The 17,885-nt window shown below is 71.5% G+C and carries 15 protein-coding genes; 14 read left to right on the top strand and 1 reads right to left on the bottom strand.

Translation table 11 applies throughout. The features are described from left to right. Nucleotides 1-16 precede the first annotated feature (16 nt). From ftsW to IG64_RS33605, 9 genes are all read left to right on the top strand, one after another. Nucleotides 17-1,495 carry a putative lipid II flippase FtsW gene (ftsW, locus tag IG64_RS33645; protein ID WP_037863369.1) on the top strand — a complete coding sequence of 493 codons (1,479 nt, stop codon included), beginning with the start codon at nucleotides 17-19 and terminating at the stop codon, nucleotides 1,493-1,495. 6 nt (nucleotides 1,496-1,501) lie between these two features. Continuing rightward, nucleotides 1,502-2,590 carry an undecaprenyldiphospho-muramoylpentapeptide beta-N-acetylglucosaminyltransferase gene (gene murG, locus IG64_RS33640; protein WP_037863368.1) on the top strand — a complete coding sequence of 363 codons (1,089 nt, stop codon included), beginning with the start codon at nucleotides 1,502-1,504 and terminating at the stop codon, nucleotides 2,588-2,590. A 27-nt stretch (nucleotides 2,591-2,617) separates the two neighbouring features. After that, on the top strand, nucleotides 2,618-3,412 hold the full coding sequence (locus IG64_RS33635; RefSeq protein ID WP_037863367.1) for a cell division protein FtsQ/DivIB: 795 nt from the start codon (nucleotides 2,618-2,620) through the stop codon (nucleotides 3,410-3,412). Nucleotides 3,413-3,690: 278 nt separating this feature from the next. Next, nucleotides 3,691-4,908, top strand: coding sequence for a cell division protein FtsZ (ftsZ, locus tag IG64_RS33630; protein WP_037863365.1), 1,218 nt, complete (start codon nucleotides 3,691-3,693; stop codon nucleotides 4,906-4,908). Further along, nucleotides 4,905-5,636: a peptidoglycan editing factor PgeF gene (gene pgeF, locus IG64_RS33625; RefSeq protein WP_037863364.1), complete on the top strand. Its 732-nt coding sequence runs from the start codon at nucleotides 4,905-4,907 to the stop codon at nucleotides 5,634-5,636. The genes ftsZ and pgeF overlap by 4 nt, the downstream gene beginning before the upstream one ends. A gap of 6 nt (nucleotides 5,637-5,642) precedes the next feature. Then, complete coding sequence (locus IG64_RS33620) at nucleotides 5,643-6,362, top strand: YggS family pyridoxal phosphate-dependent enzyme (RefSeq protein ID WP_037863362.1); 720 nt, start codon at nucleotides 5,643-5,645, stop codon at nucleotides 6,360-6,362. Between the two features lie 127 nt (nucleotides 6,363-6,489). Further along, a complete protein-coding gene (locus tag IG64_RS33615) occupies nucleotides 6,490-7,131 on the top strand; it encodes a cell division protein SepF (RefSeq protein ID WP_037863360.1) in 642 nt (213 codons plus the stop codon). A 51-nt stretch (nucleotides 7,132-7,182) separates the two neighbouring features. Beyond that, nucleotides 7,183-7,473 carry a YggT family protein gene (locus IG64_RS33610; RefSeq protein WP_009188102.1) on the top strand — a complete coding sequence of 97 codons (291 nt, stop codon included), beginning with the start codon at nucleotides 7,183-7,185 and terminating at the stop codon, nucleotides 7,471-7,473. 52 nt (nucleotides 7,474-7,525) lie between these two features. Beyond that, a complete protein-coding gene (locus IG64_RS33605) occupies nucleotides 7,526-8,704 on the top strand; it encodes a DivIVA domain-containing protein (RefSeq protein ID WP_037863356.1) in 1,179 nt (392 codons plus the stop codon). A 237-nt stretch (nucleotides 8,705-8,941) separates the two neighbouring features. On the opposite strand, the gene ileS is transcribed toward IG64_RS33605, so the two are convergent. After that, entirely contained in the window at nucleotides 8,942-12,097 is a 3,156-nt protein-coding gene (gene ileS / locus IG64_RS33600; protein ID WP_199811704.1) for an isoleucine--tRNA ligase, read from the bottom strand. Nucleotides 12,098-12,699: 602 nt separating this feature from the next. On the opposite strand from ileS, the gene IG64_RS43385 reads away from it, so the two are divergent. From IG64_RS43385 to IG64_RS33575, 5 genes are all read left to right on the top strand, one after another. Next, nucleotides 12,700-13,731, top strand: coding sequence for a TraR/DksA C4-type zinc finger protein (locus tag IG64_RS43385; protein ID WP_037863354.1), 1,032 nt, complete (start codon nucleotides 12,700-12,702; stop codon nucleotides 13,729-13,731). Between the two features lie 89 nt (nucleotides 13,732-13,820). After that, nucleotides 13,821-14,570 (top strand): signal peptidase II, encoded by a 750-nt coding sequence (gene lspA / locus IG64_RS33590; RefSeq protein ID WP_037863352.1) that lies wholly within the window; start codon nucleotides 13,821-13,823, stop codon nucleotides 14,568-14,570. Between the two features lie 79 nt (nucleotides 14,571-14,649). Further along, nucleotides 14,650-15,594 (top strand): RluA family pseudouridine synthase, encoded by a 945-nt coding sequence (locus tag IG64_RS33585; RefSeq protein WP_037863349.1) that lies wholly within the window; start codon nucleotides 14,650-14,652, stop codon nucleotides 15,592-15,594. Next, a complete protein-coding gene (locus IG64_RS33580; RefSeq protein ID WP_037863347.1) occupies nucleotides 15,591-16,064 on the top strand; it encodes a GNAT family N-acetyltransferase in 474 nt (157 codons plus the stop codon). Before IG64_RS33585 ends, IG64_RS33580 begins: the two co-directional genes overlap by 4 nt. Nucleotides 16,065-16,150: 86 nt before the next feature. Further along, a complete protein-coding gene (locus tag IG64_RS33575; protein WP_037863344.1) occupies nucleotides 16,151-17,737 on the top strand; it encodes a Na+/H+ antiporter in 1,587 nt (528 codons plus the stop codon). Nucleotides 17,738-17,885: the final 148 nt, after the last annotated feature.

The raw sequence follows: 17,885 nt of genomic DNA, 5'->3' as shown, positions 1-17,885 counted from the left end.
TACAGCGGAGGCTCAGATGCCCGGTAGTCCCGGCAGCGGGGCGGGCCGTCCGCCCGCGCAGCGGACCACCCGGCGGCCCGCCGCCGGCCCGGCCGCGCGCGACAACGCCGTCCGCACCCTCGTCACCCGCGCCCGCAAGGCCTGGGACCGGCCGCTCACCGCGTACTACCTGATCCTCGGCGGCAGCTCCCTGATCACCGTGCTGGGCCTGGTGATGGTCTACTCGGCCTCCCAGGTCACCGCGTTGCAGATGGCGCTGCCCGGCTCGTACTTCTTCCGCAAGCAACTGCTCGCCGCCGTGATCGGCGCCGGGCTGCTCCTGGCCGCCGCCCGCATGCCGGTGAAACTGCACCGCGCGCTGGCCTACCCGATCCTGGCGGGCGCGGTGTTCCTGATGGCCCTGGTGCAGGTGCCGGGGATAGGGATGTCGGTCAACGGCAACCAGAACTGGATCTCACTGGGCGGCTCCTTCCAGATCCAGCCCAGCGAGATCGGCAAGCTGGCCCTGGTGCTCTGGGCCGCCGACCTGATCGCGCGCAAGCAGGAGAAGCGGCTGCTCACGCAGTGGAAGCACATGCTCGTGCCGCTCGTGCCGGTCGCCTTCATGCTGCTCGGCCTCATCATGCTCGGCGGCGACATGGGCACCGCGATCATCCTCACCGCCATCCTGTTCGGGCTGCTGTGGCTCGCGGGCGCGCCCACCCGCCTCTTCGTGGGCGTCCTCTCGGTCGCCGGCCTCATCGGCCTGGTCCTCATCAAGACCAGCCCCAACCGCCTGGACCGGTTCGCCTGCGTCGGCTCCACCGACGTGACCAAGTGCTGGCAGGCGGTGCACGGCATCTACGCCCTGGCCTCCGGCGGATTCTTCGGTTCCGGCCTCGGCGCGAGTGTGGAAAAATGGGGTCAACTCCCCGAGGCCCACACGGACTTCATCTTCGCCGTGACCGGTGAGGAACTGGGCCTGGCGGGGACGCTGTCGGTGCTCGCCCTGTTCGCGGCTCTAGGCTATGCGGGCATCCGCGTGGCCGGACGCACGGAGGACCCCTTCGTGAGGTACGCCGCGGGAGGCGTGACGACCTGGATCATCGCGCAGGCGGTGATCAACATCGGTGCGGTGCTCGGCCTGCTGCCGATCGCCGGCGTCCCGCTCCCGCTGTTCTCCTACGGAGGATCCGCCCTGCTGCCGACCATGTTCGCCATCGGGCTGCTGATCGCCTTCGCGCGGGACGAGCCCGCTGCGCGGGCGGCGCTTGCCATGCGGCAACCTCGGTTTGGTAGAAAGCGGGCGTCGGGCTCAGCGGCCGGCCGGAGAACCGGCCGCAAGCCCGACCGGACCTCCGGCCGCAAGCCGGGCCGGGAGTCCGCCGGGAGACCCGGCCATGGCTCGGGTCAGGGATCCGGGGCAGGATCGGGGCAGGGGTCCGGCCAGGGGCCCCGCAGATGGAACACGATGCGACGGCGCGCCTCGGCGGCGCGTTCGTCCGGAGAGCGGTGAATTTCGGTGCATGTCGTACTCGCCGGCGGAGGTACCGCGGGCCACATCGAGCCCGCGCTCGCCCTCGCGGACGCCCTGCGCAGGCAGGACCCGACCGTGGGGATCACGGCCCTGGGCACGGAGCGCGGTCTCGAGACCCGGCTCGTCCCGGAGCGCGGTTACGAGCTGGCGCTGATCCCCGCGGTCCCGCTGCCGCGCAAGCCCACCCCCGAGCTGATCACCGTCCCGGGCCGGCTGCGCGGCACGATCAAGGCCGCCGAGCAGATCCTGGAGCGCACCAAGGCCGACGCCGTGGTCGGTTTCGGCGGCTACGTCGCCCTGCCCGGCTACCTCGCCGCCAAGCGGCTCGGCGTGCCCATCGTGATCCACGAGGCCAACGCCCGCCCGGGCCTGGCCAACAAGATCGGCTCGCGCTACGCGGCCCAGGTCGCCGTCTCCACCCCGGACAGCAAGCTGCGCGGCGCCCGCTACATCGGCATCCCGCTGCGCCGGGCCATCGCCACCCTGGACCGGGCCGCCGTGCGCCCCGAGGCCCGCGCCGCGTTCGGGCTCGACCCCAACCTGCCCACGCTGCTGGTCTCCGGCGGCTCGCAGGGCGCCCGCCGGCTCAACGAGGTGGTCCAGCAGGTCGCGCCCTGGCTGCAGCAGGCGGGTATCCAGATCCTGCACGCCGTCGGCCCGAAGAACGAACTGCCGCGCGTGCAGCAGATGCCGGGTATGCCCCCCTACATCCCGGTAAGTTATCTGGACCGGATGGACCTCGCGTACGCCGCGGCCGACATGATGCTCTGCCGTGCGGGCGCGATGACCGTCGCCGAACTCTCCGCCGTCGGACTCCCGGCCGCCTACGTCCCGCTGCCCATCGGCAACGGCGAACAGCGGCTGAACGCCCAGCCGGTGGTCAAGGCGGGCGGCGGACTGCTGGTGGACGACGCGGACCTCACCCCGGAGTGGGTGCAGCAGCACGTCCTGCCCGTACTCGCCGATCCGCACCGGCTGTACCAGATGTCCCGTGCCGCCGGTGAGTTCGGCCGCCGGGACGCCGACGACCTGCTCGTCGGCATGGTGTACGAGGCCATCGCCTCGCGCCGTTAGGACCATATGAACGAAGGGGTTTGAGACGTGGCCGGACGGACGACCGCCGAACGCGGTGAACGCCAGCAGCAGTCGTCCGGCCCGCTCCGGGGCCGCCGGCTGCGGCGGCCGCCCCTTCGTGCGGTCGTCGTCCTGGCCCTGGCCGTCGTCCTCCTCGGCGGCGGAACCCTCTGGGTCCTGTACGGCTCGTCCTGGACCCGGGTGGAGCGGGTGTCCGTCTCCGGCACCCGGGTGCTGACCCCCGCGCAGGTGCGCGCGGCCGCCGAGGTTCCGGTGGGCGATCCGCTCATTTCCGTCGACACCGCCGCGGTCGCGGCCCGCCTGCTCCGCCAATTGCCCCGAATTGACTCGGTTGATGTCGTTCGCTCATGGCCGCACGGAATCCAGCTGAAAGTGGTCGAGCGCACCCCGGTCATGGTGGAGGAAAAGGGCGGAAAGTTCGTCGAAGTGGACGCGCGGGGCGTGCGGTTCGCCACGGTCGCGCAGGCGCCGAAAGGCGTTCCCGTCCTGGAAATGTCCCTTTCCCGCTCCGCCTCGGCGGCCGCGAGCCTGCGGCGCTTCGACGAGGCCCGCCTGGTGCGCGAGGCCGTCACGGTCGCGGGCCGCATCCCGGCCGCGGTCTCCCGTCAGACGCGCTCCGTCAAGGTCCGTACCTACGACGACATCTCGCTCGAGCTGAGCGGCGGCCGCACCGTGGTGTGGGGCAGCGGCGAGAGCGGCGCCGAGAAGGCCCGCGCCCTCACCGCGCTGATGAAAGCGGCGCCCGGCGCCCGGCACTTCGACGTCAGCGTCCCCACCGCGCCTGCGTCATCGGGGAGTTGACGGGTATACGTGCAGGCCAGCACCCTGGTTGGGCACCGCTATGCCTGATCACATAGGGTGAAAAGAAAAACGGGAGGTTCGGCGTGTTCGTTGAACGGGCGCCACTTGTCGACTTAGTGTCCTGTTCAGAAGACTTCAGGGAACAGGCACACTGGTAACCCTAAACTTCAGGGTTAGGGTTCGGGTCGGCGTTACGGACCGTCCCATTCGGCATCAGCCGTCGCGGCGCGGACAGCGCGCAACGACGGCGACGTAATTCGAGGCGAGAGGCCTTCGACGTGGCAGCACCGCAGAACTACCTCGCAGTCATCAAGGTCATCGGTGTCGGCGGCGGTGGTGTCAATGCCATCAACCGGATGATCGAAGTCGGTCTCAAGGGCGTCGAGTTCATCGCCATCAACACCGATGCACAGGCGCTGTTGATGAGCGACGCCGACGTCAAGCTCGACGTCGGCCGCGAACTGACCCGCGGACTCGGCGCCGGAGCCAACCCGGCCGTCGGCCGCAAGGCCGCCGAGGACCACCGCGAGGAGATCGAAGAGGTCCTCAAGGGGGCCGACATGGTCTTCGTGACGGCCGGTGAAGGCGGCGGCACCGGCACCGGCGGCGCGCCGGTCGTGGCCAACATCGCGCGCTCCCTGGGCGCCCTCACCATCGGCGTGGTCACCCGCCCGTTCACCTTCGAGGGACGGCGCCGCGCCAACCAGGCCGAGGACGGCATCGCCGAACTCCGCGAAGAGGTCGACACCCTCATCGTCATCCCCAACGACCGGCTGCTGTCCATCTCGGACCGCCAGGTCAGCGTGCTCGACGCGTTCAAGTCCGCGGACCAGGTGCTGCTGTCCGGTGTGCAGGGCATCACCGACCTCATCACCACCCCCGGTCTGATCAACCTCGACTTCGCCGACGTCAAGTCGGTCATGTCCGAGGCCGGTTCGGCCCTCATGGGCATCGGCTCCGCCCGCGGCGACGACCGCGCGGTGGCAGCCGCCGAGATGGCGATCTCCTCCCCGCTGCTGGAGGCCTCCATCGACGGCGCCCGCGGCGTGCTGCTCTCCATCTCCGGTGGCTCCGACCTCGGCCTGTTCGAGATCAACGAGGCCGCCCAGCTGGTCAGCGAGGCCGCCCATCCGGAGGCCAACATCATCTTCGGCGCGGTCATCGACGACGCCCTCGGCGACGAGGTGCGGGTCACCGTGATCGCGGCCGGCTTCGACGGCGGCCAGCCCCCGGCCCGCCGGGACAACGTCCTCAGCTCGGCGTCCTCGTCCCCGTCCGCCTCGTCCTCCCCGCGCCGCGAGGAGCCCGCGCCGGTACGGCAGCCCGAGAACCGTCCGTCCTTCGGCTCGCTCGGCAGCGTGAAGCCGAAGGAGGAGCCGGAGCCGGTCGCGCCCGAGCCGCTGAGCGACCTCACCCCGCCGCCGGCCCCGCCGGCGCCGCGGACCTACACCGACAGCGCGGCCGAGGAACTGGACGTACCGGACTTCCTGAAGTGATAGGACAGCGCGACACCGCGAACGGCGCGCACTTCGCCTTCACCGACCGGTGGGGCGGGGTGAGCGCCGTTCCGTACGAGGAGCTGAACCTCGGTGGCGCGGTCGGCGACGACCCGGCCGCCGTACGGACCAACCGCGAACTGGCCGCCAAGTCCCTCGGACTGGACCCGGCCCTGGTGGTCTGGATGAACCAGGTGCACGGCGCGGACGTGGCGGTCGTGGACGGACCGTGGGACACCGCGGCCGGCATCCCGTCCGTCGACGCGCTCGTGACCACCCGGCGCGGTCTCGCCCTCGCCGTGCTCACCGCCGACTGCACGCCGGTGCTGCTCGCCGACCCGGTCGCCGGGATCGCGGCCGCGGCCCACGCGGGACGGCCCGGCCTGGTGGCCGGGGTGGTGCCCGCCGCCGTCCGCGCGATGGTGGAACTCGGCGCGGACCCCGCCCGGATCACCGCCCGCACCGGACCCGCCGTGTGCGGCCGGTGCTACGAGGTGCCCGAGGCGATGCGCGCCGAGGTGAGCGCGGTCGCGCCGGCGGCGTACGCCGAGACGAGTTGGGGTACGCCGGCTCTCGACGTGAGCGCCGGGGTGCACGCGCAGCTCGAACGCCTCGGCGTGCACGACCGGGAGCACTCGCCGGTGTGCACGCGCGAGTCGCACGACCACTTCTCGTACCGCCGCGACCGCACCACCGGTCGGCTCGCGGGCTACGTCTGGCTGGACTGATGGGGCATGACGGAACGTAAGGACGAACTCGCCGCGAATCTGGCGAGGGTGCAGGAGCGCATCGCCGCCGCGTGCGCCGCCGCGGGACGCCCGCGCGAGGACGTGACCCTGATCGTGGTCACCAAGACCTATCCGGCGGCGGACGTGCGGATGCTGGCGGACCTCGGGGTGCGGCACGTCGCCGAGAACCGTGACCAGGACGCGGCGCCGAAGGCCGCGGAATGTTCGGATCTGCCCTTGAGTTGGCATTTTGTCGGTCAGCTTCAGACCAACAAGGTGCGATCCGTCGTCGGTTACGCGGACGTCGTGCAGTCCGTGGACCGCTCCCGGCTCGTCACGGCGCTCTCCAAGGAGGCCGTGCGCGCGGAGCGTGAACTCGGGTGCCTCATCCAGGTCGCGCTGGACGCCGGGGTGAGCGGCCGGGGCGAGAGGGGCGGCGTGGCACCCGAGGGGATCGGGGAGTTGGCCGACCGGATCGCGTCCGCCGAAGGGCTGCGGCTGGACGGGCTGATGACCGTCGCGCCGCTGACCGGTGAGTACGCCGGGCGCCAACAGGCGGCGTTCGAGCGGCTCATGGATTTGTCGACCTACCTGCGCCGGACCCATCCTGCTGCCACCATGGTCTCGGCAGGGATGAGCGCGGACCTCGAACAGGCCGTGGCCGCCGGAGCGACACATGTGCGCGTCGGCACCGCGGTACTCGGAGTCCGCCCCAGGCTCGGGTAACGTCGCCAAGAAGTCGGACCACAGCAGAAAATATGGTCAATACCGCCGAAGAAGGCGCAACGACCTCGTGGATCGCGGGGACTTGGCGGTCGTCAGTCGATCCACCACAGAGCGGAGGACTCAGAGCATGGCCGGCGCGATGCGCAAGATGGCGGTCTACCTCGGCCTCGTGGAGGACGATGGGTACGACGGCCGGGGTTTCGACCCCGATGACGACTTCGAACCCGAACTCGACCCGGAGCCCGAGCGGGACCGCCGACGGCACGAACCGTCGCACCAGCCGCACGGAACACATCAGCCGCAAAGGGACGAACCGGTACGCGTGGTGCAGCCTCCGGCGCCACGCGAACCTGTGTCCCATTCCGCTTCGCTCCCGGCGGAATCCCCTCGTCCGGCGCGCATCGCGCCCGTGGCATCCATCACACAAGAACGCGCCAGCCTGGAGAAGAACGCACCGGTGATCATGCCCAAGGTCGTGTCCGAACGTGAGCCGTACCGGATCACCACACTTCACCCCCGGACCTACAACGAGGCCCGTACCATCGGGGAACACTTCCGTGAAGGCACCCCGGTGATCATGAATCTGACGGAGATGGACGACACGGACGCGAAGCGACTTGTCGACTTTGCCGCCGGTCTGGTGTTCGGTCTTCACGGCAGCATCGAGCGGGTGACACAGAAGGTGTTTCTGTTGTCGCCTGCTAACGTCGATGTCACGGCGGAGGACAAGGCCCGCATCGCAGAGGGCGGGTTCTTCAACCAGAGCTGAGACGCACCACCGGAAGACAGGCACGGAACAGGGGAGAGGGAAGCACCGATCATGGGCGTGGCCATGGAGGTTCTCTACATCGCGCTGATGGTGTTCCTCATCGTGCTGATCTTCCGTTTGGTCATGGATTATGTGTTCCAGTTCGCCCGCTCGTGGCAACCCGGCAAGGCGATGGTGGTCGTTCTGGAGGCCACCTACACTGTCACCGATCCACCGCTGAAGCTTCTGCGGCGGTTCATTCCGCCGCTGCGTCTCGGGGGCGTGGCGCTCGACCTGTCCTTCTTCGTCCTGATGATCATCGTCTACATCCTGATCTACATCGTGGGGAACCTCGCGACGTGACTGTGGACGATACGGTCTTGCCGACTGCCGATGACTACGTTGAGGTGAAGAGATGCCGTTGACCCCCGAGGACGTGCGGAACAAGCAGTTCACGACCGTCCGCCTCCGAGAAGGCTATGACGAGGACGAGGTCGATGCCTTCCTCGACGAGGTCGAGGCCGAGCTGACCCGCCTGCTCCGCGAGAACGAGGACCTGCGCGCCAAGCTGGCCGCGGCCACCCGGGCCGCCGCGCAGAACCAGCAGAACATGCGCAAGCCTCCGGAGCAGCAGGACCAGCAGCACCCGCAGCAGGGTCCCGGTGGCCCCGGCATGCCCCAGCAGGGCGGAATGCCCCAGCAGGGCGGCATGCCGCAGCAGGGCATGCGAGGTCCTGGCGCTCCGGTGCCCGCCGGGATATCGGGCCCGCCGCAGCAGCAGATGGGCGGCCCCATGGGTGGCCCGCCCCAGCTGCCGAGCGGTGCCCCGCAGCTGCCCGCCGGCCCCGGCGGACAGGGCCCGCAGGGCCCCGGCCCGATGGGTCAGGGTCCCGGACCGATGGGCCAGGGCCCCGGTCCGATGCAGGGGCAGATGGGTCCGGGTCCGATGGGCGGCCCGAACCCCATGGGTCCCGGCCCGATGGGTCAGGGTCCCGGTGGCGACAGCGCCGCGCGCGTCCTGTCGCTGGCCCAGCAGACCGCCGACCAGGCGATCGCCGAGGCGCGTTCCGAGGCCAACAAGATCGTCGGCGAGGCCCGTTCGCGCGCCGAGGGTCTCGAGCGTGACGCCCGTGCCAAGGCCGACGCCCTGGAGCGGGACGCGCAGGAGAAGCACCGCGTCGCGATGGGCTCCCTGGAGTCCGCCCGCGCCACGCTGGAGCGCAAGGTCGAGGACCTGCGCGGCTTCGAGCGCGAGTACCGTACGCGACTGAAGTCGTACCTGGAGTCGCAGCTGCGCCAGCTGGAGACCCAGGCCGACGACTCGCTGGCCCCGCCGCGCACCCCCGCGGCCGCCTCGCTGCCGCCGTCCCCGGCGCCGTCGATGGCCCCGGCCGGCGCGAGCGCCCCGTCCTACGGCGGCAACCAGTCGATGGGCAGCGCGCCCAGCCCGTCCGGTCCGTCCTACGGCGGCCAGCAGCAGATGTCCCCGGCGATGACCCAGCCGATGGCACCGGTACGACCGCAGGGCCCGTCCCCCATGGGCCAGGCGCCGTCCCCCATGCGCGGCTTCCTCATCGACGAGGACGACAACTGAGGAGCCCTGACGGGTTCCTGAGCAAAGGAACGAACAAGGCGTCGGCAGCCTGAGAGAACGGCCCCGGAGGACTTCCTCCGGGGCCGTTCTCGTACGCGGATGCGACCCGCGGGGCGCGGGGGACCGTGTGAAGGGGATCTGGGCGAGAGGGACCTGGGCGCGTAGTCCCCAGGGACGGGCCGCGACGGGCAGGGGCGGCGGGGGCGAACGCCGCTCAGGCGCTCGCCCCCGCGCCGCTCACGCCTTGCGCAGACGGAACGTCAGCGACAGGCCCTCGTCGGTGAACACGTCACCGTACGTGTCGTCCGCCTCGCCCTGCGCGAAGTCCGTCGCGAGAACCTCCTCGGCGATGAGCCCGGAGTGCTCGGACAGCGCGGCGATCACCGCCGCGTCCGTGGACGTCCACCGCAGCGCGATCCGGTCCGCGACGTCGAGACCGCTGTTCTTGCGCGCCTCCTGGATCAGTCGGATCGCGTCGCGCGCGAGCCCTGCCTGCCGCAGCTCCTCCGTGATCTCCAGGTCGAGCGCCACGGTCGCACCCGCGTCGGAGGCCACCGACCAGCCCTCGCGCGGAGTCTCCGTGATGATCACCTCGTCCGGAGCGAGCGTGACCGTCTCGCCGTCGACCTCCACCGACGCCGTGCCCTCGCGCAGCGCCAGCGACAGGGCCGCCGCGTCGGCCCCGGCGATCGCCTTCGCCACGTCCTGGACGCGTTTGCCGAACCGCTTGCCCAGCGCGCGGAAGTTGGCCTTGGCCGTCGTGTCCACCAGCGATCCGCCGACCTCGCTCAGCGACGCCAGCGAGGAGACGTTCAGCTCCTCCGTGATCTGCGCGTGCAGTTCCCGGTCCAGGGTGTCGAAGCCCGCCACCGCGACCAGCGCGCGCGACAGCGGCTGACGCGTCTTGACGCCCGACTCCGCGCGCGTGGCCCGGCCCAGCTCCACCAGCCGCCGCACCAGCACCATCTGCTGGGACAGTCCGGGGTCGATGGCCGCCAGGTCGGCCTCCGGCCAGCTCGACAGGTGCACCGACTCCGGGGCGCCCGGCGTGACCGGCACGATCAGGTCCTGCCAGACCCGCTCGGTGATGAACGGCGTCAGCGGCGCCATCAGCTTCGTCACCGTCTCGACGACCTCGTGCAGCGTGCGCAGCGCGGCCTTGTCGCCCTGCCAGAAGCGGCGGCGCGAGCGGCGGACGTACCAGTTGGAGAGGTCGTCGACGAACGCGGAGAGCAACTTGCCGGCGCGCTGCGTGTCGTAGCCCTCCAGGGCCTGTGTGACCTGGTCGGTCAGCGCGTGCAGCTCGCTCAGCAGCCAGCGGTCGAGCACCGGGCGGTCGGCCGGGGCCGGGTCGGCCCCGCTGGGCGCCCAGTTCGACGTACGGGCGTACAGGGCCTGGAAGGCGACCGTGTTCCAGTACGTCAGGAGCGTCTTGCGGACGACCTCCTGGATGGTGCCGTGACCGACCCGGCGGGCCGCCCAGGGCGAACCGCCGGCCGCCATGAACCAGCGCACCGCGTCGGCGCCGTGCTGGTCCATGAGCGGGATCGGCTGCAGGATGTTGCCCAGGTGCTTGGACATCTTGCGGCCGTCCTCGGCGAGGATGTGGCCCAGGCACACGACGTTCTCGTACGACGACTTGTCGAACACCAGCGTGCCGACGGCCATCAGTGTGTAGAACCAGCCGCGGGTCTGGTCGATCGCCTCGGAGATGAACTGCGCCGGGTAGCGGCTCTCGAACAGCTCCTTGTTCTTGTACGGGTACCCCCACTGCGCGAACGGCATCGAGCCCGAGTCGTACCAGGCGTCGATGACCTCCGGCACGCGCGTGGCCACCGCCCCGCAGCCCTCCTGCGGGCAGGCGAAGGTGACCTCGTCGATGAACGGGCGGTGCGGGTCCAGGCCCGACTGGTCGGTGCCGGTCAGCCCGGTCAGCTCCGCGCGGGAGCCCACGCAGGTGAGGTGGCCCTCCTCGCAGCGCCAGATCGGCAGCGGCGTGCCCCAGTAGCGGTTGCGGGACAGCGCCCAGTCGATGTTGTTGTTCAGCCAGTCCCCGAAGCGGCCGTGCTTGACGGTGTCCGGGAACCAGTTGGTCTTCTCGTTCTCCTGGAGGAGACGGTCCTTGACCGCCGTGGTGCGGATGTACCAGGACGGCTGGGCGTAGTACAGCAGCGCGGTGTGGCAGCGCCAGCAGTGCGGGTAGCTGTGCTCGTACGGCAGGTGCTTGAAGAGCAGGCCCCGCTGCTGCAGGTCCTCGGTGAGCTTCTCGTCGGCCTTCTTGAAGAAGACGCCGCCGACCAGCGGGACGTCCTCCTCGAAGGTGCCGTCCGGACGGACCGGGTTGACGACCGGCAGGCCGTAGGCGCGGCCCACCTTGAGGTCGTCCTCGCCGAAGGCGGGGGACTGGTGGACCAGACCCGTGCCGTCCTCGGTGGTGACGTACTCCGCGTTGACGACGAAGTGCGCGCCCGCCTCGGACTCGGGGAACTCCACCAGCTCGAAGGGGCGCCGGTAGGTCCAGCGTTCCATCTCGGTGCCGGTGAAGGACTCGCCGGTCGTCTCCCAGCCCTCGCCGAGCGCCTTGGCGAGAAGCGGCTCGGCGACGACGAGCTTCTCCTCGCCGTTCGTCGCCACCACGTAGGTGACGTCGGGGTGCGCGGCCACGGCCGTGTTGGAGACCAGGGTCCACGGGGTCGTCGTCCACACCAGGAGCGCGGCCCGGCCGGCCAGCGGTCCGGAGGTGAGCGGGAAGCGGACGTAGACGGACGGGTCGACGACCGTCTCGTAGCCCTGCGCCAGCTCGTGGTCGGACAGGCCGGTGCCGCAGCGCGGGCACCAGGGGGCGACCCGGTGGTCCTGGACCAGCAGGCCCTTGCCGAAGATCTCCTTCAGGGACCACCAGACGGACTCGATGTACTCGGGGTCCATCGTGACGTAGGCGTCGTCGAGGTCGACCCAGTAGCCCATGCGGGTCGTCAGCTCGGAGAAGGCGTCGGTGTGCCGCAGCACGGACTCGCGGCACTTGTCGTTGAAGGCCGCGATGCCGTACGCCTCGATGTCCTGCTTGCCGGAGAAGCCCAGCTCCTTCTCGACGGCCAGCTCGACGGGCAGACCGTGGCAGTCCCACCCGGCCTTGCGGGCCACGTGGTAGCCGCGCATGGTGCGGAAGCGGGGGAAGACGTCCTTGAAGACGCGGGCCTCGATGTGGTGGGCACCCGGCATGCCGTTGGCGGTGGGCGGGCCCTCGTAGAACACCCACTCGGGGCGGCCCTCGGACTGCTCCAGGCTCTTGGCGAAGATCTTCTGCTCGCGCCAGAAGTCGAGCACCGCGTGCTCGAGCGCGGGCAGGTCGACCTGGGCGGGCACCTGACGGTACTGCGGCTGCGTGTTCAACGAGCTTCCTCCGGCGGATGTGCTGCCTTCCGTCGGAGGGACGAGAGCCTTCGTGCTGCCTACGCCGTGTGCGGCGCGCTCCCGCGGTACCACCCTCCTTGGCCCCCCGGTGCGCCGTCCGCTCCGGTGAGCCCCCTCATTGGGCTCGCGATGCCGGTTCTACTCGCCCCTCGGGCTTTCTTCCGGCGGCTCCGGGGTGATCTTCACGCCGCGCTCGCCCCCGGGCTCACACCGTCCCCGGGTCGCTCTGGGCTGCGTACGCCGCTACTCGTCCCCATCCACGCTTCTCGCTGCGCCCAGTGTACGGCGCCCCGGGAGCGGCGGCCGACCGGTTTTCGGGGCGGCGCGCGGGTCTGGCCGGGGGAGGGCCGGGGCGGGGCGCGGGTGACCCGAACGGCGCCGGTGCGGCCGGTCGGATCGTAGGACACCCGGCTCGTCGGATTACCCGGCGGGGAGCTGGGCACAACGCATGCATGCCCACCGCGCGGTACGCGTGAGGCGGGCGAATCGGGCGGCGTGCCCCGTTGCCGCGGGACTGAAGTCGATTTATCGTCCCAGCACGATTCGCGAGCAAGATCACAATATGTGAAGGGGCCGCGGCCATGGTGGCGAAGAAGACCGCCGAGCAGTCGGCGTCCGGCGGGTCCCGGCACACCGGCGCCGACGGCGGCGCGGCCGAGCCCGCGATGCCCGGCACCGCGGAGCGCGGCGCTCCGGCGACGGCCAGGAACCGGCGGCCGGCCGGCCGCACGGCGCCGGCGAAGGAGGCGGAGGCGGAGGTCCCCGGGTCCGGGGACGCCGGGGGCCCCGCGCGCGGGGAAGCCGGCGCCGGGCGCACCACGGGCGGGCGCACCCCGGCGCGGAAGACCGTCGCGCCGAAGGCCCCCGCGAGGGAGGCCCCCGTGAGGAAGTCCGCGGGGAAGACCGCCGGGCGGAAGCCGTCCGGGCCGAAGCCGCCGGATCCGGAGTCCCGGGAGCCGGCGCCGGAGTCCGGGTCGTCCGGGGCGGAACCCGCTGTGGCCGGCCCCGCCGGGGCGCGGTCGTCCGCAGCGAGTGCCTCCGCGCAGGGTGGGACCGGGGCCGCCGTGGGCAGGAAGAGCACGGGCAAGAAGGTGGGCGCGGCCGAGGCCGCGAAGCAGACGGGAGCCACGACGGTGGTTGCGAAGAAGACCCCTGGTACGGCCACGGCGGCCACGACCGCCGTCCCCAAGGCACGCGTCGCCGCGGCGGTGGACCCGGGTGACCTCGCGGTGCGCGCGGGCGAGGACCCGTGGACCGAGGAGGAGGTCACCGAGGCCCGTGGGGAGCTCGAGTCCGAGATGGAACGCCTGAGCACCGAGATCAGCGCGTCCGAGGCGGCCCTGGCCGGACTGATGCGCGACTCCGGGGACGGCGCGGGCGACGACCAGGCGGACACCGGCACCAAGAACATCACGCGTGAGCACGAGCTGGCGCTCGCCGCCAACGCGCGCGAGACGCTCACCCAGACCGAGCGCGCCCTGGACCGCCTGGAAGCGGGCACCTACGGCGTGTGCGAGAACTGCGGCAACCCGATCGGAAAGGCCCGTATGCAGGCCTTTCCGCGGGCCACTCTCTGCGTGGAGTGCAAGCAGAAGCAGGAGCGCCGGTACTGAGCGGGCGGCGGGCCCCTCCTGAGCACCTCGGCCGGGGAAGGCGTGCCGTAGTCTCGTCCTCAGTCAGGTACCTAGGTCGAGGGACTCACGTGGCAGAGGCGGAGCGCATCATCGGTACGCCGGACGGCACCCCGGGGGACGCTGGGCGTCCCGGGCGGCAGCGGCAGCCCGACGTCGCGGCGGAGACGGCCGCCGCACCTTCAGGAACGACGCCGGACGCGCCGGGCACGCCGGACGCCGGCAGCGCGCCCGCCGTGCCGGACGGCTCCGCCGCGGCCTCCCGCGCGGACGGGCCCGAGGCGGTCTCCCGTACGGACGAGCGGTCCGGCACCGCCACGGACGAGCGGCCGCGGGGCAGGCGGCGGATCGGGGTGCTGTTCGCGGTGGCCGCCGTGGCCTACGCCCTCGACCTCGTCAGCAAGCTTCTCGTCGTGGCGAAGCTGGAGCACCACGCGCCGGTGGACATCATCGGTGACTGGCTCCAGTTCCAGATGATCCGCAACTCCGGTGCCGCCTTCAGCTTCGGCGAGGCGTACACGGTGATCTTCACGGTCATCGCCGCCGCCGTGATCGTGGTGATCGTCCGGCTCGCCCGCAAGCTCTACAGCCTGCCCTGGGCCATCGCGCTCGGACTGCTGTTCGGTGGCGCGCTGGGCAACCTCACCGACCGGATCTTCCGCTCGCCGGGCGTCTTCAAGGGCGCGGTCGTCGACTTCATCTCCCCGAAGCACTTCGCCGTCTTCAACCTCGCCGACTCGGCGATCGTCTGCGGCGGCATCCTGATCGTGCTGCTCTCCTTCGGCGGCCGTGACCCGGACGGCACCGTCCACAAGGACTGAGGCGTCCGGCGCCTGAGTTTTCCACAGGGGCAGGGGCCGTGCGTGCGGGAGTGTCCGGCCCGTCCGGCATACTCGACGGGTGAGCACGCTTCCCGAGATCCGTACCCTGCCCGTGCCCGACGGCCTGGAGGGCGAGCGCGTCGACGCCGCCATCTCCCGCATGTTCGGCTTCTCCCGCACGAAGGCGGCCGAGCTGGCCGCGGCGGGCAAGGTGCTGGTCGACGGCACGGCGGTCGGCAAGTCCGAGCGGGTGCGCGGCGGCGCCTGGCTGGAGGTCGAGATGCCGCAGGCGCCCGCGCCCGTACAGGTCGTCGCCGAGCCGGTCGAGGGCATGGAGATCGTCCACGACGACGACGACGTCGTGGTGATCGTCAAGCCGGTCGGTGTCGCCGCCCACCCCAGCCCCGGCTGGAGCGGACCCACGGTCATCGGCGGACTCGCCGCCGCCGGGTACCGGATCTCCACCTCCGGCGCCGCCGAGCGCCAGGGCATCGTGCACCGCCTGGACGTGGGCACCTCCGGCCTGATGGTGGTCGCCAAGTCCGAGTACGCGTACACGTCGCTCAAGCGCCAGTTCAAGGAGCGCACGGTCGACAAGCGCTACCACACCCTGGTCCAGGGCCACCCCGACCCGACCAGCGGCACCATCGACGCCCCCATCGGCCGCCATCCGAACCACGACTACAAGTGGGCGGTCACCGCCGAGGGCAAGCCGTCCGTCACGCACTACGACCTCATCGAGGCCTTCCGCGCCGCCTCCCTGCTCGACGTGAAGCTGGAGACCGGGCGCACCCACCAGATCCGCGTGCACATGGCCGCCCACCGCCACCCCTGCGTCGGCGACCTCACCTACGGTGCCGACCCCACCCTCGCCAAGCGGCTCAAGCTGACCCGGCAGTGGCTGCACGCCGTGCGGCTCGGCTTCGAGCACCCCGGGGACGGCCGGTGGGCCGAGTTCGCCAGCGACTACCCGGCGGACCTCCAGCATGCCCTCGACCAGGTCCGCGAGGAGACCTACGCATGACCGCCCCGGCCCCCTACCGGACCCGCGTCGCGCGGGACGCCGCCGACCGCGAGGCCTGCTTCGCGGTGCGCAAGGAGGTCTTCGTCGCCGAGCAGGGCGTGCCCGAGGAGATCGAGTACGACGACCTCGACGCCGTCGCGGTCCACGTGCTCGCCGTCCACGACGACGGCACCCCGCTGGGCACCGGACGGCTCCTGCACGGCGAGGCCGCCGCGGATCGCACCGGCGGCGACGCGGCCGTCGGCTCCCTGGGCCGCCTCGCCGTGACCGCCGCGGCCCGGGGCCTCGGCGTCGGCGCCGCCCTGGTGCGCGCCCTGGAGGAAGCGGCCCGGGTGCGCGGCCTGACGGCGATGGACCTGCACGCGCAGACCCACGCCCTGGGCTTCTACGAGCGGCTGGGATACGCGGCGTACGGTCCCGAGTTCCCGGACGCCGGCATTGCGCACCGGGCGATGCGGCGCGCCCTGTAGCCCCCTGGCGAAGAGGCCGACCGCGGGGACGGCATGGCACGCTGGAGGCTGCCGTGTGAACGTCCGACCTCCCGGAGCGCTGATTCGTGGATCAGTTGGCCCTGTTGTTCGTCGTCCTGCTCGGGGCCGTGATCAGCGTCCCCGTCGGAGACCGGCTCGGGCTGCCCGCCCCGGTGCTCATGACGCTCCTCGGGATCGTCCTCGCGGTCCTGAACTTCGTACCGAACGTCGACATCCCGCCCGAGCTGATCCTGCCCGCGCTGCTGCCGCCGCTGCTGTACGCCGCCGTACGGCGCACCTCCTGGCGGCAGTTCGCGGCGAACAAACGGCCCATCTTCCTGCTGGCCGTGGCCCTGGTGTTCGTCACGACCGTCTGTGTCGCGGTCGTCGCCCACACCATCGTGCCGGGGCTGCCGCTGGCCGCGGCGGTGGCGCTGGGCGCGCTGGTCGCGCCGCCCGACCCGGTCGCCGCGACCGCCGTCGCCGGACAGCTCGGGCTGCCCCGCCGCCTGGTGTCGATCCTGGAGGGCGAGGGACTCTTCAACGACGTCACCGCCATCGTCCTATACCACGTGGCGATCGCCGCCGCCGTCAGCGGCGAGTTCTCCGCCTGGCACGCCGGACTCGACCTGGTGCTGTCCGCGGTGGTCGCCGTCGTCGTCGGCGTGGCGCTCGGCTGGGGCGCCAACAAGCTGCTCGACCTGCTGGGGGACACCACCCTCCAGATCGGCCTGACCCTCCTCGTGCCGTACGCCTCCTACGTGCTGGCCGAGGAACTGCACGGCTCCGGTGTGCTCGCCGTGCTCACCACCGCACTGTTCCTGGCCGAGTACGCCTACGACGCCGACGACGTGCTGAGCCGGCTGGCCGGACACACCGTCTGGGACGTCGTGGACACCCTCGTCACCGGGGTCGCCTTCGGCCTGATCGGCCTGGAACTGCACAACGCCATCCGCACCGCCTCGGGCCGCTGGGGCGAGCTGCTGGGCTGGGCCGGGGTGGTCGTGGGCGTGGTCGTGTTCGTCCGGCTGCTGTGGCTGCTCCCGGCGACCTGGCTCACCCAACGCCTGCACGCCCGGCGGGACTACGACGAGGACATCCCGACGAGCTGGCGGGAGACCGTCGTCATGTGGTGGTCGGGGATGCGCGGCGTGGCCTCGGTGGCGCTGGCGCTGGCCATCCCGCTGCGGACGGACAGCGGCGCGCCGTTCCCCGACCGCGACGAGATCGTCTTCATCGCCTTCGGAGTGATCATGGTGACGCTGGTGGTGCAGGGGCTCACCCTGCCCTGGCTGGTGAAGCGGCTCGGCGTGCGGGCCGACACCGAACGCGAGAAGGAGTTCGAGAAGGAACTGGCGGTGCGGGCGGCGCGTGCGGCCAAGCGGCGGCTGAAGGAGATCGAGGCCGTCGAGGACCTGCCCGACGAGGTGTCCGAGCAGATGCTGCGGCGGGCCTTCGAGATCGGGCTGCGGATCAACCCGCAGATCGGCGACGAGGAGCGCCGGGAGGCGCAGGAGAACCGGGTGCGCCGGATCAAGCGGCTGCGGCGGATCCAGGGCGAGATGCTCAGCGCGGCACGGCACGAGGTGCTCGCGGCCCGCAGCGAGCCGGGGGCCGACCCGGAGATCGTCGACCGGGTGCTGCGCCACCTCGACGTACGCAGTCTGCGCTGACTCCCGCGGGCGGGCCGCGCCGACCGGAGCCTGTTCGCCGGACGCAGGGCCTAGATGAATGAGTCCGATGTCTTCAGTGGTCGTAGGCGATCAGTGATCGTTTGACTGCGGTGCCGGTGGTCCAGTTGTGCCAGATGCATGCGGCGAG

The sequence above is a fragment of the Streptomyces sp. NRRL S-340 genome (assembly GCF_000720185.1).
Classification (GTDB): Bacteria; Actinomycetota; Actinomycetes; order Streptomycetales; family Streptomycetaceae; genus Streptomyces.
This window is presented reverse-complemented; position numbering and strand designations above follow the sequence as displayed.